General features: G+C 64.8%; 18 protein-coding genes, 2 tRNA genes and 1 pseudogene. 9 read left to right on the forward strand and 12 right to left on the reverse strand.

The genetic code is table 11. The features are described from left to right. From EBS11_RS21095 to EBS11_RS21110, 4 genes are all read left to right on the forward strand, one after another. Window positions 1-2,103 (forward strand): S8 family serine peptidase (locus EBS11_RS21095; RefSeq protein WP_290606075.1); only part of this gene is annotated, 2,103 nt, incomplete at its 5' end. 155 nt (window positions 2,104-2,258) lie between these two features. Next, window positions 2,259-2,876, forward strand: a complete 618-nt coding sequence (locus EBS11_RS21100) for an AIM24 family protein (protein ID WP_290606077.1) — start codon at window positions 2,259-2,261, stop codon at window positions 2,874-2,876. 47 nt (window positions 2,877-2,923) lie between these two features. Further along, complete coding sequence (locus tag EBS11_RS21105; protein ID WP_365955885.1) at window positions 2,924-3,535, forward strand: AIM24 family protein; 612 nt, start codon at window positions 2,924-2,926, stop codon at window positions 3,533-3,535. A gap of 3 nt (window positions 3,536-3,538) precedes the next feature. Then, window positions 3,539-4,276, forward strand: coding sequence for an AIM24 family protein (locus EBS11_RS21110; RefSeq protein WP_290606081.1), 738 nt, complete (start codon window positions 3,539-3,541; stop codon window positions 4,274-4,276). Window positions 4,277-4,292: 16 nt separating this feature from the next. Here EBS11_RS21110 and EBS11_RS21115 read toward each other — a convergent pair whose 3' ends face one another. Both EBS11_RS21115 and EBS11_RS21120 read right to left on the reverse strand, forming a co-directional pair. Next, entirely contained in the window at window positions 4,293-5,093 is an 801-nt protein-coding gene (locus EBS11_RS21115; protein WP_290606083.1) for an enoyl-CoA hydratase, read from the reverse strand. A gap of 42 nt (window positions 5,094-5,135) precedes the next feature. Continuing rightward, a complete protein-coding gene (locus tag EBS11_RS21120; RefSeq protein WP_290606085.1) occupies window positions 5,136-5,765 on the reverse strand; it encodes a DUF2807 domain-containing protein in 630 nt (209 codons plus the stop codon). Window positions 5,766-5,944: 179 nt separating this feature from the next. Here EBS11_RS21120 and EBS11_RS21125 point away from each other — a divergent pair, with 179 nt between their 5' ends. Beyond that, window positions 5,945-6,502 carry a flavin reductase family protein gene (locus tag EBS11_RS21125; RefSeq protein WP_290606087.1) on the forward strand — a complete coding sequence of 186 codons (558 nt, stop codon included), beginning with the start codon at window positions 5,945-5,947 and terminating at the stop codon, window positions 6,500-6,502. A 130-nt stretch (window positions 6,503-6,632) separates the two neighbouring features. Here EBS11_RS21125 and gdhA read toward each other — a convergent pair whose 3' ends face one another. The 4 genes from gdhA to EBS11_RS21145 all read right to left on the reverse strand — a co-directional run bounded on the left by gdhA (window position 6,633) and on the right by EBS11_RS21145 (window position 11,895). Next, on the reverse strand, window positions 6,633-7,976 hold the full coding sequence (gene gdhA / locus EBS11_RS21130) for an NADP-specific glutamate dehydrogenase (protein ID WP_290606089.1): 1,344 nt from the start codon (window positions 7,974-7,976) through the stop codon (window positions 6,633-6,635). 386 nt (window positions 7,977-8,362) lie between these two features. Further along, complete coding sequence (locus EBS11_RS21135; protein WP_290606091.1) at window positions 8,363-9,610, reverse strand: DUF819 family protein; 1,248 nt, start codon at window positions 9,608-9,610, stop codon at window positions 8,363-8,365. Window positions 9,611-9,793: 183 nt separating this feature from the next. Next, window positions 9,794-11,155: a tRNA 5-hydroxyuridine modification protein YegQ gene (gene yegQ / locus EBS11_RS21140; RefSeq protein WP_290606093.1), complete on the reverse strand. Its 1,362-nt coding sequence runs from the start codon at window positions 11,153-11,155 to the stop codon at window positions 9,794-9,796. Between the two features lie 101 nt (window positions 11,156-11,256). Continuing rightward, on the reverse strand, window positions 11,257-11,895 hold the full coding sequence (locus EBS11_RS21145) for a TetR/AcrR family transcriptional regulator (protein ID WP_290606095.1): 639 nt from the start codon (window positions 11,893-11,895) through the stop codon (window positions 11,257-11,259). 105 nt (window positions 11,896-12,000) lie between these two features. Here EBS11_RS21145 and EBS11_RS21150 point away from each other — a divergent pair. Next, window positions 12,001-13,140, forward strand: a pseudogene (locus EBS11_RS21150) (TCR/Tet family MFS transporter); the annotation flags it as partial. Here EBS11_RS21150 and EBS11_RS21155 read toward each other — a convergent pair. Together EBS11_RS21155 and EBS11_RS21160 are read right to left on the reverse strand one after the other, a co-directional pair. Then, window positions 13,116-15,557 (reverse strand): acyl-CoA dehydrogenase, encoded by a 2,442-nt coding sequence (locus tag EBS11_RS21155; RefSeq protein WP_290606097.1) that lies wholly within the window; start codon window positions 15,555-15,557, stop codon window positions 13,116-13,118. The pseudogene EBS11_RS21150 and the gene EBS11_RS21155 sit on opposite strands and share 25 nt — an antisense overlap. A gap of 159 nt (window positions 15,558-15,716) precedes the next feature. Next, a tRNA-Phe gene (locus EBS11_RS21160) sits at window positions 15,717-15,792 on the reverse strand. A gap of 117 nt (window positions 15,793-15,909) precedes the next feature. Here EBS11_RS21160 and EBS11_RS21165 point away from each other — a divergent pair. Continuing rightward, window positions 15,910-16,680, forward strand: a complete 771-nt coding sequence (locus tag EBS11_RS21165) for a hypothetical protein (protein WP_290606099.1) — start codon at window positions 15,910-15,912, stop codon at window positions 16,678-16,680. Window positions 16,681-16,721: 41 nt separating this feature from the next. Here the strand turns inward: EBS11_RS21165 and EBS11_RS21170 are convergent, their stop codons facing one another. Next, complete coding sequence (locus EBS11_RS21170) at window positions 16,722-17,171, reverse strand: hypothetical protein (RefSeq protein ID WP_290606101.1); 450 nt, start codon at window positions 17,169-17,171, stop codon at window positions 16,722-16,724. 10 nt (window positions 17,172-17,181) lie between these two features. On the opposite strand from EBS11_RS21170, the gene EBS11_RS21175 reads away from it, so the two are divergent. Further along, window positions 17,182-17,319 carry a hypothetical protein gene (locus EBS11_RS21175; RefSeq protein WP_290606103.1) on the forward strand — a complete coding sequence of 46 codons (138 nt, stop codon included), beginning with the start codon at window positions 17,182-17,184 and terminating at the stop codon, window positions 17,317-17,319. A 47-nt stretch (window positions 17,320-17,366) separates the two neighbouring features. On the opposite strand, the gene EBS11_RS21180 is transcribed toward EBS11_RS21175, so the two are convergent. Both EBS11_RS21180 and EBS11_RS21185 read right to left on the reverse strand, forming a co-directional pair. Next, window positions 17,367-19,778 (reverse strand): S9 family peptidase, encoded by a 2,412-nt coding sequence (locus EBS11_RS21180; RefSeq protein ID WP_290606104.1) that lies wholly within the window; start codon window positions 19,776-19,778, stop codon window positions 17,367-17,369. Between the two features lie 205 nt (window positions 19,779-19,983). Further along, window positions 19,984-20,289 carry a PsiF family protein gene (locus EBS11_RS21185; RefSeq protein WP_290606105.1) on the reverse strand — a complete coding sequence of 102 codons (306 nt, stop codon included), beginning with the start codon at window positions 20,287-20,289 and terminating at the stop codon, window positions 19,984-19,986. A 287-nt stretch (window positions 20,290-20,576) separates the two neighbouring features. On the opposite strand from EBS11_RS21185, the gene EBS11_RS21190 reads away from it, so the two are divergent. Beyond that, window positions 20,577-21,116 (forward strand): DUF2058 domain-containing protein, encoded by a 540-nt coding sequence (locus EBS11_RS21190; protein ID WP_070223805.1) that lies wholly within the window; start codon window positions 20,577-20,579, stop codon window positions 21,114-21,116. 132 nt (window positions 21,117-21,248) lie between these two features. Here EBS11_RS21190 and EBS11_RS21195 read toward each other — a convergent pair. Beyond that, window positions 21,249-21,324, reverse strand: a tRNA-Phe gene (locus EBS11_RS21195). Window positions 21,325-21,402 lie beyond the last annotated feature (78 nt).

A 21,402-nucleotide genomic window follows, 5' to 3' on the forward strand; every position in this document is an offset into this window, starting at 1 on the left:
GGGGTATTCGTCGCCACCTCGGGCGGCAACTCCGGTCCCTCGACGCCGGCGCCCGACATGCCGGCGCCCGTGTCGCACATCAGCCCGTGGCTGGCGACGGTGGCCAATTCCACCCACAACCGCCTGTACGCGGCCAATGCCATCCTCGGCAACGGCACCCGGCTGGAAGGCGCATCGAGCAATGCCAACACGCCGGCCAGCCTGCTGATCCGCTCGCGCGATGCGGGCCTGGCGGGCGTGTCGCCGACGGACGTCAACCTGCTGCGCTGCTACGGCGCGGCCGACGCCACTTCGGCCTACCTGGACCCGGCGAAAGTGCAAGGCAAGGTGCTCGTCTGCGACCGTGGCGGCAACGTGCTGGTCAACAAGAGCGCCAATGGCAAGACGGCAGGCGCGGCGGGCGTGATCATCGCCAACGTGGCCGGCGGCGCCAACACCATCATCAACCAGGCGCACGTGCTGTCGACGGTGCACCTGGCGCAGGCGCAGGGCGACGCCCTGAAAGCCTACATGGCGGCCAACCCGGACGGCACGGCGGCCCTGGGCGAAGTGCATACCGTCCCCGACACCAGCGTGGTGGCGCCCATCGTCAGCGACCGTTCCTCGCGCGGGCCGAACGTGGCCAATGCGAATATCCTCAAGCCGGACCTGTCGGCGCCGGGCACCAACGTGCTGGCCGGCGTGACGGCCGACCTGACGCAGGCGCAGCGCGATGCCGTGGCGGCGGGCGGCGTGGCGCCGGCGGCGGAGTGGGATTTCTATTCCGGCACCTCGATGGCCAGCCCGCACGTGGCCGGCGTGGCGGCGCTGCTCAAGCAGCAGCATCCCGACTGGTCGCCCGCGGCCATCAAGTCGGCGCTGATGACGACGGCGTTCAGCACGTATTCCGACGGCTTGAACGGTTCCGTGTCGTGGGATGCCACGGCGAAGACGTCGGGCCAGTTGCCGTGGGGCCAGGGCGCCGGCCACATCGCGCCGAACAGCGCGGCCGATCCCGGCCTCGTGTATGACCTGTCGGAAATCGACTATGCGCGCTTCCTGTGCGGCCTGAACCTGAAGGTCTACAGCGCCGCCACCTGCCAGGCCATCGGCACCATCGCCGCCTACAACCTGAACCTGGCGTCGCTGACGGCGGCCAACGTGCTGGGCACGCAGACCCTGACGCGCACGGTGACGAACGTGGGCAGCAGCAGCGCCGTCTACAACGCCTCGGCCAGCCTGCCCGGCTACACGGTGGCGGTGACGCCGGCCAGCCTGAGTCTGGCACCGGGCGCCAAGGGCCAGTTCCAGGTCAAGCTGACGCGCACCACGGCGCCGGCCAATACCTGGGTCTACGGCGCCCTGAGCTGGAGCGACGGCACGCACACGGTGCGCAGCCCGCTGACGGCGCGCGGCACGACGCTGGCCGTCATTCCGCTGGTCAGCAGCGAAGCGGCCACGGGCAGCAAGGTGCTGACCCTGGGCACGGGCTTCACGGGCGCGCTCGTCGGCGTCAAGTCGGGACTCGTCGAAGCCGTGCGCGAGACGCGCACGATCGGCCAGGCATCGACGGGCGCCGCCGCCTCGGCCGCCTGCAAGGCTGGCGGCGGCACGGGCGTCAATGCGCACAACGTGGTAATCCCGGCCGGCACCCTGGCCGCGCGCTTCGCCACCTATGACGCGGAAACGACGGGCGGTGCAAATACCGACCTGGACATGGAGGTCTACAACGCCGCCAATGTGCTCGTCGGCAGCAGCGGCAATCAAAGTTCCAACGAGCAAGTGGAACTGCGCCTGCCCGCCGCCGGCACCTACAAGGTGTGCCTGATCGGTTTTGCGCCGCAAAACGGCCAGGCCAACTACACCCTGTCGTCGTGGGTGCTGGCGCCGGGCTTGTCCAACGGCGGCTTCAAGGCGCTGATGCCGGGCACGGCCTTCACGGGCGGCACGGCTTCCGTCTCGCTGAGCTGGTCCAACCTGGCCGAAGGCAAGCGCCACCTGGGCGCCGTCGGCTACCAGGTCGCCGGCGTGGTGCAGGGCGTGACGGTGGTCGAGGTCAATACCGATGATCCCGTGCCGCTGTTCCAGGACGCGCGCGGCAGCAAGCCGGTGCTGGCCGATTAAACGGCCGCGGCGGTGAACGCAAGGCGTGCCTCCGGGCACGCCTTTTTTTATGGATGGCCCCGTTCGGGAGGAATTGCGCTTGCGCGGCCCGCATCGCCCCGGTATCTTGTCGGACAGCCATGGCTTGGTGCCCTGGCATTCTTGGGGAGTCGCGCGTGACCAGTTTCCGCACCAATACCGACCGCCTGCTGGAAGTGCGCCTGCAGGATGAAAAAGTGCTGGCCATCGCCGGCGCCATGGTCGCCTATACGGGCAGCATCAAGTTTGAAAAATCCCTGCTGGGCGGGGAGGGCCTGTTTGGCGCGCTCAAGCGCAAGGTGACGAACGAAGGCATGCAGGTGATGCAGGCCGCCGGCACGGGCACTGTCTTCTTCGCGCAGAATGCGGCCGAGATCACCGTCATGGCGCTGGCCGGCGAAAAGCTGACCATCGAAAGCAGCAGCCTGCTGGCCTACGACACGAGCCTGAAGACGGGCACGACCTTTGCGGGCCTGCGCGGCGCCAGTTCGGGCCAGGGCCTGTTTTCCACCACCGTCGAAGGCCACGGCAACCTGGCCGTCATTTCGCGCGGCAACCTGATCATGCTGGAAGTGACGCCGGCCCACCCGCTGCGCGTGGACCCGGACGCCTTCGTCGGCTTCAAGGGCGATATCCGCCAGGAATTCGTCTTCGACGTCAACTGGCGCACCATGATCGGCCAGAGTTCGGGCGAATCGTACCAGCACAAATTCACGGGCCAGGGCGTGGTGTTCATCCAGCCCGCCGAACGTTAAATCAGCGAGGACCCGCGATGCCTGTCTATCAGCAGATCAATGAAAAGATGCTTGAGGTTAAACTCGGCAATGAAGAAGTGTTCGCCCGCAAGGGCGCCATGGTGTCCTACCAGGGCGACGTGGCGTTCAGCCGCTCCTTCCTGGCGGGCCAGGGCGTGCAAAGCCTGGCCATGCGCGCCGTCACGAACGAGGGTTATGCCCTGATGTCGGCGCGCGGCACGGGCAGCGTGTTTTACGCGCAGGGCGGCCTGTTCGTCACCATCGTCCCCGTGCGCGGCGAAACGTTTTATGTGGAAAGCGATTCCCTGCTGGCCTTCGATGCGCGCCTGACGGCCGGCACCATGTTCCTTGGCAACCAGGGCGGCGTGCAGGGCGTGGTGCGCGGCATGGCCTCGGGCCAGGGCTTGTTTACCACCACCCTGCAAGGCACGGGCGAGGTGGCGATCTTGTCGGATGGTAACGCCATCGGCTTGCCCGTCACGCCGGACGTGCCCGTGTTTGTCGACCCGCAGGCGTATATCGGCCACACGGGACAGCTGGGCTCGACCATCGTCACGGACCTGAACTGGAAAACCTTCGTCGGCCAGGCGTCGGGCGAGTCCTACCAGGTGAAGTTCACGGGCCAGGGCACGGTCTACATCCAAGCGAGCGAAAGGTAAGCCATGACGATCTACAATCCCGATACCTTGCCGAAGAACGATAACCTGAACCGTTTTGCGTATGTCATCGACGTCAAGGAACAGATCTTCATTCGCAAGGGCAAGATGATCGCCTTCTATGGCGAGCTGCGCTTCGAAGCCATGGGCAGCAGCGTGCTCGATTTGATCGTGCGCAATGCCTTCAATGCGCCCAAGTACGTGCACCACTTTGTCGTGGCGCAAGGCCAGGGCCAGCTCATCCTGGGCGACAACGGCAACGACCTGGCGTGCTACGACCTGGACAACGCCAACATGACCATCCGCGCGAAGAACCTGCTGGGTTTTACGAAGGATGTGATTTGCCAGGAATCGACCTTGCCCGGCTACCTGACCATGATCGGCACCGGTAAAGTGATCGCCTCGTCGAACGGCCCCGTGCATTTCCTGGAGCTGCCTTGCCGCGTCGACGAGCAGGCCGTGCTGGGCTGGGCCGACTGCCCCAGCCCGTCCTACCACTACGATTACGCCCACGTGCAGGGCTGGGCTTCGGCTGCCGGCGCGCTGACGGGTTTCAGCCTGTCGGGCGAGGAAAAGCAGATCGACTTCACGGGCGCCGGCACGGTGCTGGTGCAGTCGTCCGAGCTGGACGTGACGGGCAGTTCCACGCTGGCCAGCCTGCTGGCCCAGTTGCCGCTGCTGGGCAAGGAAGACCTGGGCAAGCTGAGTCTTTCCGTGCAGCAGCAGATGAAACAGGAGCGCTAGGGCTCCTGCGATGATCTTACGGCCGCGCCAGCCAATTGGGCGGCCGCTTTTCTAGAAAGGCGGTCACGCCTTCGTCCGCATCCTCTTCCATCATGTTGCGCGCCATCACGTCGCCCGCGTACGCATACGCTTCGTCCAGCGGCAGCTGGCGCTGGCGGTAGAACATGGCCTTGCCATGGCGGATGGCCGTGGGGCTTTTCGCCATGATCTGCCGCGCCAGGCGCGCCACAGCGTCGTCGAGCCCCGCGTCGGCCACCGTTTCATTGACCAGGCCCCAGTCGGCGGCCGTGTCGGCGTCGATGAAGCGGCCCGTCACCAGCATGTCGAAGGCCCGCTTGGCCGACACATTGCGCGACAGGGCGACGGATGGTGTGGCGCAGAACAGGCCCACGTTGATGCCGGAGACGGCAAAGCGGGCTCCCGCGCCCGCCACGGCCAGGTCGCAGCTGGCGACCAGCTGGCAGCCGGCCGCCGTGGCGATGCCGTGCACGCGGGCAATCACGGGCACGGGCAAGGCCTGGATGGCTTGCATCACGCGCGAGCATTGCGCGAACAGGGTTTGATAATACGCAAGCTGGCGGTTGGCCTGCATCTGGCGCAGGTCGTGGCCCGCGCAAAAAGCCTTGCCTTCGGCGGCCAGCACCACGCAGCGCACGTGCGGCTGCTGCGCGATCGTATCGAACGCTTCCTGCAGCGCCGCCAGCATGGCTTCCGACAGGGCATTGAATTGCAGGGGGCGGTTCAGGCGCAGGGTGACGAGGCCGTCCTCGTCCTCGCGCAGCACGAGCGGCGCGGTGGTGTCAGGTGTTGCAGTCATGCGGTCTCCAGCGGCCTGATGGCCTTGTTATGATGGAACAGCTTACTTGCCGGCATTGACGCTGCCGATGCCGGCGATCGATTTGTGCACGATCTTCGGCTTGCCGTAATACGTCAGTTCGCCCATGCCGCGCACGACGGCGTTCAGCTCGCCCGAGGAATACACCTTGACATTACCGATGCCGTCGAAATTGACATCGACGTTCTTCGCCAGCAAGGCCTTCGTATCGACTTCGCCCACGCCCTGCGCCTTCAGGCGCAGCCAGTCGACATTGCCATCGGCGGCCAGGCGGCCCGCGCCCTTGTAGCTGATGTCGACCCGCGGGCCATTGAGCTTGGTCAGGATCTTCTCGCCCGCGCCTTCGGCGATCAGCTTGCGCAAGGTGGGCATGGTGATGATGACCCGCGGGTCGCCTTCCGTTTTCTTGCTGTCCTTGTCCTTCAGCGAGATCTTCAGCTCGCCATCGACCACTTCCGTGATCACGTTGCCGAGGAATTTCTGGTCGCCGCGCAAGGTCAGGCTTTGTTCCTTGCCCGATTCCACTTCGATGCTGATGGGGCCGCGGATATCGATGGCATTGAAGGCGCCCACCGTGCGCGCCTGTTCGTCGGCATAGGCAGGGGAAGCGAGGGTGGCGAGGGACAGGACGGACAACAGGAACAGGTGGCGCATGGCGGTTTCCTTGAGTAGTTGATCAGTGTATTCTAGGGTGGAAGCTCTCGAAAAAGGGAGAAAGTTGCGATGCACTGCACCAATCGGGGCATGCGCGGCGACACGCCGCTGCCGGCCAGCCGCGCGCCCGGCATGGCGCCGTTGGGCTATGCTATGGCGTACCGCGTCCTGGAGACTGCATGAAAAATTACCACAAAGAAGACTATCCCGTCGCCGATATCCGCCGCTTCCTGGAACCGGGGCCGGTGGTGCTGGTCAGTTCCAGCTGGAAGGGCGAGAGCGACGTCATGACCATGGCCTGGCACATGCTGATGGAATTTACGCCATCCTTGCTGGGCTGCTTCATTTCCGACGCCAATCACAGCCATGAAATGATCAAGCGCAGCATGGAATGCGTGATCAACCTGCCCACGGCCGACATGGTCGACCAGGTGGTGGCCATCGGCAATTGCAGTGGCGAAGACACGGACAAGTTCACGGCCTTCGGCCTGACGCCGCAGCCGGCCGAACTGGTGGGCGCGCCCCTGATCGCCGAGTGCTACGCCAACTTCGAATGCAAGCTGGCGCAGGTGGCGGGCAACCCGAAGGGCGGCTTCTTCATCTTCGAATGCGTGAAGGCCCACGTGGCCACGTCGCCCAAGCTGCCGGAAACCCTGCACTACCGGGGCAATGGCGAGTTCATGGTGTCGGGCAGGACCATCAGCCGCAAGAGTCTGATGAAGCCCGAAATGTTGTAGGACACCTGACCAAACCTACTGCGCGTCGATATAGGCGGCCTGCGATGCTCACCGTACTTGAGTACGGTTGCGCTTCTCGGCCACCTCTCTCTTCCGCTCGCTACGGTTTTGTCAGGTGTCATTAGGCCGCCTAAATTACTCCTTGCGCCAGCATCGCATCGGCGACTTTCACGAAGCCGGCGATGTTGGCGCCATCCACATAGCTGACGGAACCATCGGCGCGCGTGCCGTATTGCCTGCAGGCCGCGTGGATGCCTTGCATGATCTGCAGCAAACGCGCATCGACTTCCTCGCGCGGCCACGACATGCGGGCCGCGTTCTGGCTCATTTCCAGGCCGGATGTCGCCACGCCGCCCGCATTGCTGGCCTTGCCCGGCGCATACAGCACGCCGGCCGCCTCGAACGCTTTCGCCGCTTCGATGGTGGTGGGCATGTTGGCGCCTTCGGCCACGCACTGCACGCCATTGGCAATCAGGGTGCGCGCAGCGTCGATGTCCAGTTCATTCTGCGTGGCGCAGGGCAGGGCGATGTCGACCGGCACATGCCATGGCGAGGCACCGGCCTCGAAACGCACGCCCGTGCGTTCGGCGTAGTCGCTGACCCGGCCATACAGGTGGTTCTTGATCTCCATCAAGATGGCCAGCTTTTCCGGCGTAAAACCGTCCTCGTCGATGATGGTGCCGCTCGAATCGGAGACGGTGATGACTTTCGCGCCCATGGCCATGGCTTTTTCCACGGCGTATTGCGCCACGTTGCCCGAACCGGAGACGGACACGCGCATGCCCTCGAACGAGCGGCCCTGCGTCTTCAGCATTTCCTCGGCGAAATACACGGTGCCGTAGCCCGTCGCTTCCGGCCGCATCAGCGAGCCGCCGAAGCTGGCGCCCTTGCCCGTGAAGACGCAGTCGGCGCGGTTGCTGAGCTTTTTCATCATGCCGGCCATGTAGCCCACTTCGCGTCCGCCCACGCCGATGTCGCCGGCCGGCACGTCCGTGTCCGAGCCCACGTGGCGGAACAGTTCGCTCACGAAAGCTTGGCAGAAGCGCATCACTTCGCCCGGGCTCTTGCCCTTCGGATCGAAATCGGCGCCGCCCTTGCCGCCGCCCATCGGCAAGGTCGTCAGGGCATTCTTGAACGTCTGCTCGAAGGCAAGGAATTTCAGCACGGACAGGGTGACGGACGGATGGAAGCGGATGCCGCCCTTGTACGGCCCGATGGCCATGCTGTGCTGGATGCGGTAGCCGCGGTTCACTTGCACCTGCCCATGGTCATCGACCCACGACACGCGGAACATGACCACGCGTTCCGGCTCGATCAAGCGTTCCAGCAAGCCTTGCTCCGCGTATTTCGGGTGCTGCTCGAGGAACGGCCACAGGCTCTCCATGACTTCAGTGACGGCTTGCAGAAACTCGGGCTGACCTGGATTGCGTGCGGCGACATGCTGGACGTACTCGTGAGCAGATGCGTATTTCATCAGAATTCCATGGAGGTAATCGGTTATTTGGGCAACTATCATCGCAGATTTCGCACGAAAATGGTGCAAAAATTTGGTTGTGAGGGGTTTCTGCTACAGCATGGGGATTTTTCAAACGGATCTTCTGCCGCTGGCGCGGGAATTGGTCTGGTGCGAAAAACAACTGAATGGCACTGCCGTTGCAAGGCGCCGGGCAGCGGTGGCCGACGTCATGGCGCGCCACTGGCGTCATGACGCAATACCGACGGTTACTGCCGCATGGTGGCGCGGCACACGCAGTGGCATGCAGCGTTCGCCTCCGTACCCGCGCAGAAACGGCAACGCCAGCCCGCAGGCTGGCGTTGTCGCGTGTCATGCAGCTTTCCTGGCGAACGCCAGTTCCTTGATCACCCTGCCATGCCGCGCAGGATCAGGCCCGTAATGTAGGCGCCATAGGTGCCCAGCGCGTAGCCGAGCACGGCCAGCAGCACGCCGACGGGGGCCAGGGCCGGGTGGAAGGCGCTGGCGATGACGGGGGCCGAGGCGGCGCCGCCGATGTTCGCCTGCGATCCCACGGCCATGAAGAACAGGGGCGCGCGGATCAGCTTGGCGACGAGCAGCATCAGGCCGCCATGCACGGCGATCCAGATCAGGCCCAGCAGGAAGAGGAATGGCTTGTCGAGCAAGGCTTTCAAGTCCATGTGCATGCCGATGGTGGCCACCAGCACGTACAGCATGGCCGAGCCGATGGTCGAGGCGCCCGCGCCTTCCAGGCTGCGCGCCCGGGTAAAGCTGAGCAGCAAGCCGAAGGTGGTGGCCAGCACGACGATCCAGAAGAAATTCGACGTCAGGCTGTAATCCTGCAGGCGCCATTCAGCGGGCAGGGTGCCGATCCAGCCGATGATGGGGCCGGCCAGGAAGTGCGACAGGCCCGTCACGCCCAGACCCACGCCGAGGATGATCATGATGTCGGTCAGGGTGGCAACGCGCGCATGTTGTGCGCGGTAGCTTTCGATGCCGTCCTTGAGGGCATTGATGGCGGACAGATCCGCGCCCGTCCAGCGGTCGAAGGCGCCCGCGCGGCCGGCCAGGAACAGCAGCACGGCCGTCCAGACGTTGGCCACCAGCACGTCGACGGCGACGAACTGGCCGAACAGGGTGGCATCCACGTCAAATACCTCCTTCATGGCCGCCTGGTTGGCGCCGCCGCCTATCCACGAGCCGGCGACAGTCGTCATGCCGCGCCAGGTGTCGCCCGCCACCGTGTCCGGGTGGATCAAACGCAAGGCCTCGAACGAGACGAGGGCGCCCAGCATGACGCCCAGTGTTCCTGTGAGAAACATGATGATGGCCTTGGGGCCGAGACGGAGGATGCCGCCGAAATCGATGGCCACGCACAGCAGCACCAGCGCGCTGGGCAGCAGATAGTCACGCGCCACGGCGTACAGGCCGGACGCGTTGCCGTCGATGATGCCGAAGGTATTGAGCAGCGCCGGGATCAGATAGCACATCAGCAGGGACGGGATATACGTGTAGAACTTTTTCCAGAAGCCGTCGGGGCGGGAGGCCGTCCAGAAGACGGCCCCCAGGGTCATGGCGAGCAGGCCGAGAACGACGGCGTCATTGGTGATCAGGGCAGGGGTGGCAGGTGGCATCGGGGATTCCGGTGAACGTGTCAGGGATGCCCGGGATGCCGATAGGTCACCCGGGCGCAGGGTGGCCGTATCGTATAGCAATGTTGAGGCCTAAACAAATTATTCAGGCGCGAAGGTGCTAAATTTTTCTTGTAAAATCAAGCACTTGCGTACTGGTTTGCAGCATGGATGCCCGACTGGCGGTTACAAATAGCGGGCCAGCAAGGCCTTGTCCAGCGCCCCGTCGAGTTCGATGCGCACGAAGTGGCCGCTGCCCGGGGCCACCTGGATGTCCCTGCCATCGTCGGCCAGCATGCGGGTAACGGTGATGTCGCGGTTGCCGCCAGGATGCACGGCTTCGAGGCGGTCGCCCACGGCGAAGCGGTTTTTCACGTCCACCCTGGCCCAGCCGTCCGTCACGCCCAGCACGTCGCCCACGTACTGGCTGCGGTCCGCCTCGGAGGCGCCGCGCATGTAGTTCTGGTGCGCCTGCGTGTGGTGGCGCTGGTAGAAACCATCCGTGTAGCCGCGGTTGGCCAGGCCTTGCAGCTGACCCAGCAGGCTGATATCGAAGGGGCGGCCCGCCACGGCATCGTCGATGGCCTGGCGGTAGACTTGCGCCGTGCGCGCCGCGTAGTACAGCGACTTGGTGCGGCCCTCGACCTTCAGCGAATCGACGCCGATCTTCACCAGGCGCTCGATGTGCTCGACGGCGCGCAAGTCCTTCGAATTCATGATGTAGGTGCCGTGCTCGTCTTCGAGTATCGGCATCAGCTGACCCGGGCGCTGGGCTTCTTCAATCAGATACGGCTGGTCGGCCAGCGGGTGGCGCGGCTGCTGGTGCAGGGCGGAAAAGGCATTGTTGTCCGCTTCGGCCAGCGCCTGGTGGAACTGCAGGGGCACCACCTGCATGGCGCCCAGGTCGCCGCTGGCGTCCTCTTCGGCATTCTTTACCTTGTAATCCCAGCGGCAGGAATTCGTGCACGTGCCCTGGTTCGGGTCGCGGTGGTTGAAATAGCCGGACAGCAGGCAGCGGCCCGAATAGGCGATGCACAGGGCGCCGTGGACGAACACTTCCAGCTCCATTTCCGGGCAGCGCTGGCGGATTTCCTCGATCTCGTCGAGCGACAGTTCGCGCGACAAAATCACCCGGGTCAGGCCCATGCGGTGCCAGAACTTCACGTCGGCCCAGTTGACGGCATTCGCCTGCACGGACAGGTGCACGGGAATCTCGGGCCACTTGTCGCGCACCATCATGATCAGGCCCGGGTCGGCCATGATCAGGGCGTCGGGGCGCATGGCGATCACCGGCTCCATGTCGCGCAGATACGTCTTGAGCTTGGCGTTGTGGGCGAAGATATTGCTGGCGACAAAGAACTGCTTGCCGCGCGCATGCGCGCCTTCAATGCCCTCCTGCAAGGCTTGCAAGGTCGAAAAGTCGTTATTGCGCACGCGCAAACTGTAGCGCGGCTGGCCCGCGTAGACGGCGTCGGCGCCATAGTCGAAGGCGGCGTGCATCTTGGCCAGGGAACCGGCAGGCAGGAGGAGTTCGGGAGCGTGGCGCATGGGCAATGGGCAAAGCCGGCGATTTTATGCCGGCAGCGGCGGCGGCGCCTTGCCCAAGGTCAAGGATTTACGTATTGGCGCCGATGCCGGCCCGTACGGCCTCAGGCGTAAGGCGTGCCCGCCAACGCCGCCTTCAGGCCGCCATGGCCCTGGTCCACGAGGGACAGGAAGGAGGCCCTCGCCTGCTGCGCGTCGCCGTGCCGGCGGAATGCGCGGTGCGCCTCGATGAGGGCCACGCTCCAGGTCGCCAGCAGCAGGCTGGCCGCCAGGTGGGCGAGGGGATCGTGTGCATCGCGACCCGTGCAGTCCGTCAACGCCTGGGCGACCACTTGCGCCAGTTCATCGCGGATCGCCCGCGCCCGCGCCTTCAGGGTGTCGCTGCCTTCGACGGTGGCGATAAACCCCTGGCCGGCGGCGGAAAACGTGACATAGGGACTGTCTTCCAGTACCAGGCGGTGCATGAGCCGGCGCAAGGTTTCGCTGGGCGCCACCATGGGGTCGCGCTGGCGCAAGGCGGCGCGCAGCAGTTCGCGGCCTTCTTCCTCGCGGTCGAAGAACATGTCTTCCTTGCGGGGGAAGTGGTTGAATACGGTCATGCGCCCGACATTGGCCGCTGCCGCGATCTCGTCGACCGTCACCCGGTCGAAGCCGTGCACGAAGAACAGGCGCGTGGCGGCATTCGAGATGGCTTGCCGGGTGGCGAGGCGCTTGCGGGAACGGAGGTCGGAAGGGATAGGCATGTTGCCGCGATCATACACGAAGTGTACTGAGTATAGATAAGGCTTGATGATGTGGCAGTGTTGCGCATACTATTTATGTACTGAGTACATATTTATATCGAGTATATGAAAAATCCCCTTCCTGCCACGGCGTCGCCCGTGCGCCAGCGCGCGCTGGCCGTCATCTTCGCCACCGTCGTGCTCGATGCCATCGGCATCGGCCTGATCTTCCCCATCCTGCCCGCGCTGCTGCAGGAGGTCACGCATGCGGCCAGCGTGGCGCCGTATATCGGCAGCATGACGGCCCTGTACGCGCTGATGCAGCTCATCTTCGCACCCGTGCTGGGCGCGCTGAGCGACCGGCTGGGCCGGCGCCCCGTGCTGCTGCTGTCGCTGGCGGGCGCGGCCGTCAATTACCTGTTCCTCGCCTTTGCGCCGAGCCTGTGGATGCTGCTGCTGGGGCGTGCCATCGCCGGGCTGACGAGCGCCAACGTGTCCGTGGCCACGGCCTACATCACGGACATTTCCGCGCAAGGGACGCGTGCACGCCGCTTTGGCCTGCTCAACGCCATGTTCGGCGCGGGCTTCATCATCGGTCCCGTGCTCGGCGGCGCGCTGGGCGATTACGGCTTGCGCCTGCCGTTCATGGCGGCGGCGCTGTTAAATACCTGCAACCTGCTGCTGGCCTGGTTCGCGCTGCCCGAATCACGCCCGCCCGTGCGCCCGTCCACGCGGCCGGCATGGGACCTGACGGCGCTCAATCCCCTGCGGCCGCTGCGCTGGGTGCTTGCCAAGAGGCGCTTGCTGCCCATCACCCTCATCTTCTTTGCCTTCAGCGCCGCGGGCGAAGTGTATGGCGTGTGCTGGGCGTTGTGGGGGCAGGACGCGTTCGGGTGGAATGGCTTGTGGATCGGCCTGTCGCTGGGGGCCTTTGGCGTGTGCCAGGCGCTGGCGCAGGCCTTCTTGCCCGGCCCGGCCGTCAGGCTGCTGGGCGAGCGGGCCACCATCCTGGCGGGCGTGGCCTGCGCCTGCGTCGCCCTGGTCGTCATGGCCTTTGCCAGCCGCAGCTGGATGATCTTCGCCATCATGCCCGTGTTCGCCCTGGGCGGCATCGGCGCGCCGGCCCTGCAGTCGCTGGCGACGCGGCAGGTGGCCGACGACCGGCAAGGACAGTTCCAGGGCGTGCTGGCCTCGGCCGTCAGCCTGGCGTCCGTGCTGTGTCCGCTGGTGTTTTCCAGCATTTATTTTGGCGTCAGGGCGCACTGGCCCGGCGCCATCTGGCTTTCCGTCATCGTCGTGTACGCGGCCCTGGTGCCGCTCGTGCTGGGACTGCCGCTGGCGTCCACCACGCCCGCGTCGTCACGGGGATAGGACGCCGGCGTGGCATGCGTTGCCGCAGGGGCAAAATCGTCGACCTGGATCAGGCCATCGACGAGGCGCGTAAATTCCAGCAAGGTATTGTGCTCCTGGCAGCTGATGGCGCTGGCGTCCTTGGCGGTGGACAGCCAGGCCCGCATCGCAGGCAGGCTCTGCGGCATGTGCCGGAGGGAGGTGTTGCCGTCTTTCAGGCGTTTTTCGATGGCCACGACGTGCGGCAGCAGGAGCAGGGCTTGCTCGGCGCGGGCGACGGGATCTGCCGCGTCGCTGGCCACGTAGCAATCGGCCAGCAGGCGTTCGCGGTCGCCCCCGGCCGTCTGCATGGCGTGCGTCACGGCCGTGCCCAGTTCGTCGGCAGGCGGGCGGTGGGGCAGGCCGAACGGGAACAGCAAGGTGCGCAGCAGCACGGCCAGCCCGCGCGCGGGGAAATTGTCCAGCACGCCCGTCAAGCCCTGCTGCGCCCTGAGCAGCGCATCCTGCAGCGACCAGTGCACATACGGCAGGTCGGCGGGCGGGCGCCCGTCGTCCTCGTAGCGCTTCAGCACGGACGACGCCAGGTACAGTTGCGAGACCACGTCGCCCAGGCGTGCGGACAGCCGTTCGCGGCGCTTGAGTTCACCGCCCAGCACGAACATCGACATGTCCGTCATGACGGCAAACGCCGTCGACAGCCGCGTCACGGCGCGGTAATACGGTGCCAGTTCCGGCGCGGCTGCGCTTGGCACGGCGGCCAGGCGCGCGCCGCCCAGTCCGTACCACAGCCCCCTTGCCAGGTTGCCCAGCACGAAACCCACGTGACCGAAGAAGGCGGAGTCGAAATCGCGCACGGCCTTGGCCTGGTCGCTTTCGCCGACGGCGGCCATTTCCCGCAGTACATACGGATGGGCGCGGATGGCGCCCTGACCAAAGATGATCAGGCTGCGCGTAAGGATGTTGGCGCCTTCGACGGTGATGGCGATGGGAATCTGCTGGTAGGCGCTGGCGAGGAAATTGTTGGGGCCGCTGCAAATGCCCTTGCCGCCGAGGATATCCATGCCGTCATTGACGAGGGCGCGGCCCCGCTCCGTGACGTGGTATTTGACGATGGCGGAAATGACGGCCGGTTTTTCGCCCAGGTCCACCCCCAGCGCCGACAGCGTGCGCGCCGCATCCATCAAGTACAGATTGGCGCCCATGCGCGCCAGCGCTTCCTGCACCCCTTCGAACTTGCCGATCGGCATGTTGAACTGGCGCCGCACGGCCGCATACGCGCTGGTGCCGCGCACGGCCATCTTGCCCATGCCCACGCTGGACGAGGGCAGCGAGATGGCGCGCCCGGCCGCCAGGCATTCCATCAGCATGCGCCAGCCCTTGCCCACCTGCGCCTGGCCGCCGATGACCCACTCCATGGGGATGAAGACCCCGTTGCCCGACGTCGGGCCGTTCTGGAACACGGCATTCAAGGGATGGTGGCGCCGGCCGATCACCACGCCGTCGTGGCTGGCGGGGATCAGGGCGCAGGTGATGCCCGGTGCGTCGTTGTCGGAAAGCAAGTGTTCGGGATCGCTCGTCTGGAACGCCAGGCCCAGCAGGGTGGCCACGGGCGCCAGGGTGATGTAGCGCTTGTTCCACGTGAGGCGGAAACCCAGGGTGGAGCGTCCTTCATGCATGCCCATGCAGACGACGCCCAGGTCGGGGATGGCGGCCGCATCGGACCCCGCATACGGGCTGGTGAGGGCAAAGCAGGGAATCTCCGTGCCGGCGGCCAGGCGCGGCAGATAGTAATCCTTCTGCGCTTCCGTGCCGTAGTGCAACAGCAGTTCGGCCGGTCCCAGCGAGTTGGGCACCATCACGCTGACGGCCAGCGCCGAGCAGCGGGTCGACAGCTTCATCACCACCTGCGAGTGCATATAGGCCGAGAATTGCTTGCCACCGTATTGCTTGGGAATGATCATGCCGAGGAAACCCTGGCTTTTCATGTAGGCCCAGGCCTGGGGCGGCAAGTCGAGCAGCTGCTGGGTTTCCCAGTCGTTGACCAGTTCGCACAGGCGCTCGACGTCATGGTCGAGAAAATGGCGTTCCTCGGCGCTGAGGGCGGGCGGCGCATAGGCCAGCAATTTGGACCAGTCGGGCCGGCCGGAAAACAGGTCGGCATCCCACCAAGTCGTGCCCGCTTCGAGCGCGTCGCGCTCCGTCTCGGACATGGACGGCAAGATGCGCTTGAACAACGCCAGCAGGCGCGGGGTGACGAGGGCGCGGCGCACGGGGCCGACGGCGAAGAGTACAAGCAGGCCCAGCAGGGCCACCAGCAGAGCAATCTTGAGCATGCGATATCTCCCTGTTATATGACGACAGGATAGGTCGCTGCGGCAAAGCTTACTGTGCGGTATAGCGCATTGGCGGGATGAAGCCCGCTTGCCAGGCTGCCGCGCAAAACAAAAAAGCCAACCCGAAGGTTGGCTTTTTGCTATGTGCTGCTGAATCCTTGGTGGCCCGGGGCGGAATCGAACCACCGACACAAGGATTTTCAATCCTCTGCTCTACCGACTGAGCTACCAGGCCAAGGCGGCGAATTATAGCAGAAAGACTTTCCACCTGACCAGAGGAAGCTGTGTTCAAATGCAACAGGCAGCCAAAACATGGTGTTTTGGCATCCATATGTGACATGGGGATACGGCGATGCAAGGACGTGAAGGCGTGCGCTGGCTGGCGGTGGCGGCGGGGTTCAGCCTGTTTTGCGGCGCGGCGCGGGCCGATGGCCTGGCCGATTTGACTGCGGCGCTGGCGCGCTTGCAGGGCCAGATGCCGATCAAGGCACAGGTGGAATCGAAGACCTGGCGGCGCGAGGGCGAAGGCAAGGAGGCGGAAGAGGATAGCGGCCAGGTCACGGTCGCCGTCGAGGGCGGGCCGGCGGGCTTGCAAGTGCTGTACAGCAAGGAGTTGCTGGCGAAAGTGGAAGCCGAGCAGCGCGCCAAGGTGAAGGACCCGAAGACGAAGACGCCGACCGGCTTTGCGCTGGGGGAAATGAAGGCGACGGAACTGCGGGCCATGGTGTCGGCGGCGGGGGCGTTGTCGCGCGAGATCGACGAAGCCGTATTCAGCGGCGAAAAGATGGACAGTTACAAGGGCAAGCCGGCTCGGCTGCTGAGCTTTACCTTGTCGCTCGACAAGGTGCCGGAAAAAGACCGCAAGTACGTGAAGAAGTTTGACGGCGGCATCGACGTGTGGATCGCCGCCGACGGCACGCCGTTGGCCAGCCAGTTTCACATCGATGTGAGCGGGCGCGCCTTCGTCGTGGTCAGTTTTACGCAGAAAACGGACGAGACGCGCCAGTACGGCGTCAGCGGCGACCGTTTATTGTTGCTGCGCAAGGAAAGCCGGAGCGCCACCTCGGGCGCGGGCGAGAAGGTGGAAAGCAGGATCATCAAGACCTTGCAGCTGCAGCCCTGACGCGTTGCGCCAGCTCCCCAGGCGCTGCTCCTGCGGCTTTGCTACATCGCCGAGCTGCCGCCCATGCCGCTCTTTTGCAGCACGCAGCGTCCCGCCTGGCAAGTGGCGCCCGGGTCCGTGACGATGGAACAGGTGGACATCATGCCGTCCGCCTGCTGCTGCTTGCGGCTCGCCTCGGCGTGCGCCTGGGCCAGTGCCTTGAGTTTCTTGCCGTCATTACCCTTGCTGGACCAGGCCAGGTAGCGCTCGGGGCCGCCGCACGCCTTGGCGCCGATGGCGATGGTTTGGCATTGCTGCGTGGAATCGCAGGCGGCGCTGCCCACTTCCGCCTGGATCTGTGCCAGCAAGCCGGCATTGCCCGGTGCAGGCGGCGCATCATCTTGCGTGGGAGCGCTGCCGCAGGCGCTGGCCGTCAGCAGCAGGAAGCCGGCGCACACGGCGCGCAGCAGGGCGGAGGTGGTGGATGTCGTCATGCCTTCATCATGTGCCATGCTTGCTCAAATGGCAAGCGCAATTCGCGCGCTGGCCGCACGTCGTGCTGCTGATCCTGCCGCCATCGCCATCGCCATCGCCATCGCCGGCCGCGGCGTCGTGGCTGGATTGAATGACTGTCAATCCGCCGGCAAGGCCTGTTGCTGAGGGGATAAAACAATGCCCGCTCAAGGCGGGCATTGCGATCGCTTCGTTTACTTCAAGGTACGATTGAATAGCTGATAGATGCGGCGGTACTCGTCATACCACGCTTCCGGCTGCACGAAACCGTGGCGTTCCATCGGGTAGCTGGCCATTTCCCAGTTATCCTTTTTGAGCTCGATCAAGCGCTGCGACAGGCGCACGGAGTCCTGGTAGAAGACGTTGTCGTCGATCATGCCGTGGGCGATCAGGAGGTTGCCCGTCAGCTTGTCCGCGTACTCGATCGGCGAGGAGACTTTATACGCCTGCGGATCGACGTCCGGCGTGTTCAGGATGTTGGCCGTGTACTCGTGGTTGTACGTGGTCCAGTCCGTCACGGGGCGCAGGGCGGCGCCCGACTTGAAGACCTCCGGCGCGCGCATCAGGGCCATCAGGCTCATGAAGCCGCCGTAGCTGCCGCCATAGATGCCCACGTTCTTGATGTCGCCCTGGTGCTGCTGTGCCAGCCAATTGGCGCCGTCGATGAAATCTTCCAGTTCCGGGTGACCCATCTGGCGGTAGATGGCCGTGCGCCAGGCGCTGCCGTAACCGAGCGAGGCGCGGTAGTCGACGTCGAGCACGATGTAGCCTTGCTCCACCAGCAGGTTGTGGAACATCTGCTCGCGGAAATACACGGGATAGCGCTCGGTCACGTTCTGCAGGTAGCCGGCGCCGTGGGCGAACATGACGATCGGATACTGTTTACCGGCCTCCAGTGTCGCAGGGCGGTACAGCTTGGCCCAGATGGGCGCCGCGCCATGCGTGGACGGCACTTGCACCAGTTGCGGCATGACCCAGTTGCGCGCCTTGAAGGCGTCGCTGCGGGTATCCGTCAGCAGATTGGCCTTGCCGCCAGCGACAGGCACCGTGGCCAGCTGGGCGGGCACGTAGCTGGTGGAGTAGCGCAGCAGCAGTTTGCCGCCGTCGGGCGACAGGCCGAAGTTTTCCACGCCTTTCAAGCTGGTGATTTCGCGCGCGCCGCCATCCTTGGCCGTGCTGGCGCACACTTCATAGGTGCCGGGGGCTTGCGGGTTGCAGATAAAGTAGGCGTTCTTGCCGTCGCGGCTCCACTCGACGTTGCTCACTTCCCATTGGCCGCTGGTCAGCGCGCGTGCCGGTGCCGCGCCCGTTTTCGCGTACAGGTGGGCGTAGCCGCTTTCCTCGGACAAGTACCACAGGGTGGCGTTGTCGGGCAGCCAGCCGAATTCGTCGGCGCGGCGGTTGACCCAGGCCGTGTCGCTGATGCGGTGCACGGGCACGAGGGCGCCATTGGCCAGGTCGACGTTGGCGAGCCAGCGGTCCTTGTTGTCGACGGCGCGGATGCGCACGGCCACCTTGCTGCCGTCGTCGGTCCAGGCGATGCCGTCGCGCTGGGCGTCGATGCGCACGGCCCGGTTGCCCTTCAGGGGCGGCAGTTTTTGCTCGGCGCGCAAGGCGGCCAGCGGGTCGGTGGCGATGCCGGGCAGGCTGTCGAAGGCGAGCTCGCGCACGGTGCCCGTGCGCAGGTCGGCCAGTTTCAGGCTTTGCGCGATGGGCATGTTGCGTCCCACGCGAGTGCGCTCGTCGTCCGCTTCCGGGTAGCCCGTTTCCGTGACGTAGCGGGCCAGTTTGCCCAGCTTGCCTTTTTCGGCGGCCTTGTCCTGCGTGACGAACAGCAGCCAGCGGCCGTCCGGCGACAGGGCGCTGCCGGAAATGGTGACTTTCTCGCCCAGGTAGATCGGTTCCGGCGCCCGCGTGCTGTCCAGGCGGCGCTCTTCGTGGCGGCGTTCGCGGCTGGCATCGCGGTCTTCCTTCTGGCGCGCCAGGTTGACGATCAGGCGCAGCTGCAGCTCGCGCTGGGAGTCCGCTTCCGGCTTGGCATCCGGATCCTTGGCCGCGCGCAACAGGGCGACGGGGGCGCTCAGGCGGTCAAGACGGCTCCAGCTGAACCAGTCGGTGCCGCTGCGGTATTGCACGGCGCCCCCGTCGGCGGAATATTGCGGGTCGCTGATGGCCGAGACGCCGCGCGTGATCTGGATCAAGGCGCCGCTTTTCAGGTCGCGTTCGAACAAGTCGCCGTTGCGCAGCAGGATGGCGCGCGTGCCGGCCCGGTTGACGACCATCTGCTGGCCATCGAGGTTGGCCAGCTGCGCATCGTCGACCTTCTTGCCGCTATTGAGCCTGGCGTTCGCGCCGGACACCTGGAAGGTGTCGCGCAAGGGCGAGCCGATGCGCTTCTGCTTGTAATACAGCTGGCCATTCCAGCCCCACCATGCCGCTTCGACGGGCGTGCCGATCCAGTCGGGATCGGCCATCGCCTGGTCCAGCGTGATGGGCGTGGGCGCGGTGGAGATGGCGGGGGAAGGCGCGGCATGCGCGGCGGGAAGGACGGCTGCAAGCAGGGTCAGCAGCAGGGGGCGGGCCAACAGGGGGAGAACCAGACGCATCGGAGATCACTTTAACAAGAGGGGATGGTGAAGGTGCAGGGCTATGAGCCTGGTATTCTAGCGGAGGAGTTTCATGCAGGAAATGTCGGAAAGTTAAGGCCGGAATGGGGCCGCGAGCCTTCCTGTTGCACATGGCGACCGAGTGTCGGTGCCAAAAAAAACGCCAGCATGGCGCTGGCGTCGTCTTGCCGGTAGTGCCGGCGGCTTATTTTTTCGGTGCGCTCAGGCATTCCTTCATGAAGGCCTTGCGGGCATCGCCCTTCATGTCCTTGGCGTCGGCATTGCACGCCTTCATCTTGTTTTGCTGCGTCATGGCCGGTGCCGGCTTGGCGCTCAGGCATTCCTTCATGAAGGCCTTGCGTTCATCGCCTTTCTTGCCGGCGGCATCGGCATTGCAGGTGGTCATTTTTGACTGTTGCGCCGTCTTGGCGACGGGCGCCGCTTCCGGTGCGGCGGCAAAGGCGGTACCGGCAAACGCGGCGGCGATGCAGAAGGCGATTAATTGTTTCATGGCAAATCCTTGTAGACGCGGGCTAGGGAAGGGGACATGCAATCGGCAGCAATTGCCGATATGCAGAACGTAACTAACTATATGACATTTATCAACAAAATTTCCAATTGAGTGTGTCTTTTTGTTACTGCGCGGCGACTGCGCTGTCCGGCGTGCCGGCTTGTCATCGTCCGGCCGTGGCGGCCGGCCTGGAAAAGGTCGCCGGCAGGCCGTTTTTTGCTATGCTAGCGACTTTCCACCGGCCGATGCCGCTGCCTTGGCCGGCGCACCCTCAATACGGAGTTGTTATGGTCTCGTTGCAAGAGCAGTTTTTAAAGGCCGGTCTGGTCGACAAGAAGAAGGTCAAGCTGGCCAACCAGGACAAGAGCAAGCAAAAGAAGGACGAGCGCAAGAGCGGCACGCAAAGTGTCGACGAGGTGCGCCTGGCCGCGCTCGAGACGCAGCGCAAAAACGCCGAACGGGCGCGCGAATTGAACGCCCAGCGCGACGCGGCCGCCAACCAGAAGGCCATCGTGGCGCAGATCGCGCAAATGGTGCAGAAGAACCGCCAGAGCAAGGGCAATAACGGCGACGTGCCGTACAATTTTACTTTTAACAACAAGATCGAGCGTATCTACGTGACGGCCGCCGTGCAGGCCCATCTGGTGGCGGGCCGTCTGGTGATCGTCTGCCTCGGTGGCGCCGTGGAATTGGTGCCGCGCATCATCGCCGACAAGATCGCCGAGCGCGACCCCGCCATCGTCGTGCGCGTGAAACAGGCCAGCACGCAAGTGGACGAGGATGATCCGTACGCGGCGTTCCAGATTCCCGATGATTTGATGTGGTAGGAAGGGTTCGCCCGGCGCCTTGCGCCGGGTGAGTGCAGGGCGCTGGCCGGAAGCGGCCTGCCTGCTGGATAAGCGGCGCACAAACAAAAACGCCACCCGAAGGTGGCGTTTTGCTATCTACTGCTGAATTCTTGGTGGCCCGGGGCGGAATCGAACCACCGACACAAGGATTTTCAATCCTCTGCTCTACCGACTGAGCTACCAGGCCAAGGTGGCGAATTATAGCAGACCAAAATGCGAATGCAAGGGTTGGCGACGACTTTTCCCGGATTTCTTGCGGCGCCGG

Origin of the sequence: Janthinobacterium sp., assembly GCF_009923995.1 — a bacterium.
Lineage (GTDB): Bacteria > Pseudomonadota > Gammaproteobacteria > Burkholderiales > Burkholderiaceae_D > Janthinobacterium.

Bases quoted from the DNA above. Each gene is read 5' to 3' on its own strand.
- yegQ (WP_290606093.1), bottom strand. From the start codon at position 11,155: ATGCGCCACGCTCCCGAACTCCTCCTGCCTGCCGGTTCCCTGGCCAAG.
- EBS11_RS21185 (WP_290606105.1), bottom strand. From the start codon at position 20,289: ATGAAACAATTAATCGCCTTCTGCATCGCCGCCGCGTTTGCCGGTACC.
- EBS11_RS21110 (WP_290606081.1), top strand. From the start codon at position 3,539: ATGACGATCTACAATCCCGATACCTTGCCGAAGAACGATAACCTGAAC.
- EBS11_RS21120 (WP_290606085.1), bottom strand. From the start codon at position 5,765: ATGCGCCACCTGTTCCTGTTGTCCGTCCTGTCCCTCGCCACCCTCGCT.
- EBS11_RS21190 (WP_070223805.1), top strand. From the start codon at position 20,577: ATGGTCTCGTTGCAAGAGCAGTTTTTAAAGGCCGGTCTGGTCGACAAG.
- EBS11_RS21180 (WP_290606104.1), bottom strand. From the start codon at position 19,778: ATGCGTCTGGTTCTCCCCCTGTTGGCCCGCCCCCTGCTGCTGACCCTG.
- EBS11_RS21170 (WP_290606101.1), bottom strand. From the start codon at position 17,171: ATGGCACATGATGAAGGCATGACGACATCCACCACCTCCGCCCTGCTG.
- EBS11_RS21175 (WP_290606103.1), top strand. From the start codon at position 17,182: ATGGCAAGCGCAATTCGCGCGCTGGCCGCACGTCGTGCTGCTGATCCT.
- EBS11_RS21105 (WP_365955885.1), top strand. From the start codon at position 2,924: ATGCTTGAGGTTAAACTCGGCAATGAAGAAGTGTTCGCCCGCAAGGGC.
- EBS11_RS21165 (WP_290606099.1), top strand. From the start codon at position 15,910: ATGCAAGGACGTGAAGGCGTGCGCTGGCTGGCGGTGGCGGCGGGGTTC.
- EBS11_RS21115 (WP_290606083.1), bottom strand. From the start codon at position 5,093: ATGACTGCAACACCTGACACCACCGCGCCGCTCGTGCTGCGCGAGGAC.
- EBS11_RS21155 (WP_290606097.1), bottom strand. From the start codon at position 15,557: ATGCTCAAGATTGCTCTGCTGGTGGCCCTGCTGGGCCTGCTTGTACTC.
- gdhA (WP_290606089.1), bottom strand. From the start codon at position 7,976: ATGAAATACGCATCTGCTCACGAGTACGTCCAGCATGTCGCCGCACGC.
- EBS11_RS21145 (WP_290606095.1), bottom strand. From the start codon at position 11,895: ATGCCTATCCCTTCCGACCTCCGTTCCCGCAAGCGCCTCGCCACCCGG.
- EBS11_RS21135 (WP_290606091.1), bottom strand. From the start codon at position 9,610: ATGCCACCTGCCACCCCTGCCCTGATCACCAATGACGCCGTCGTTCTC.
- EBS11_RS21125 (WP_290606087.1), top strand. From the start codon at position 5,945: ATGAAAAATTACCACAAAGAAGACTATCCCGTCGCCGATATCCGCCGC.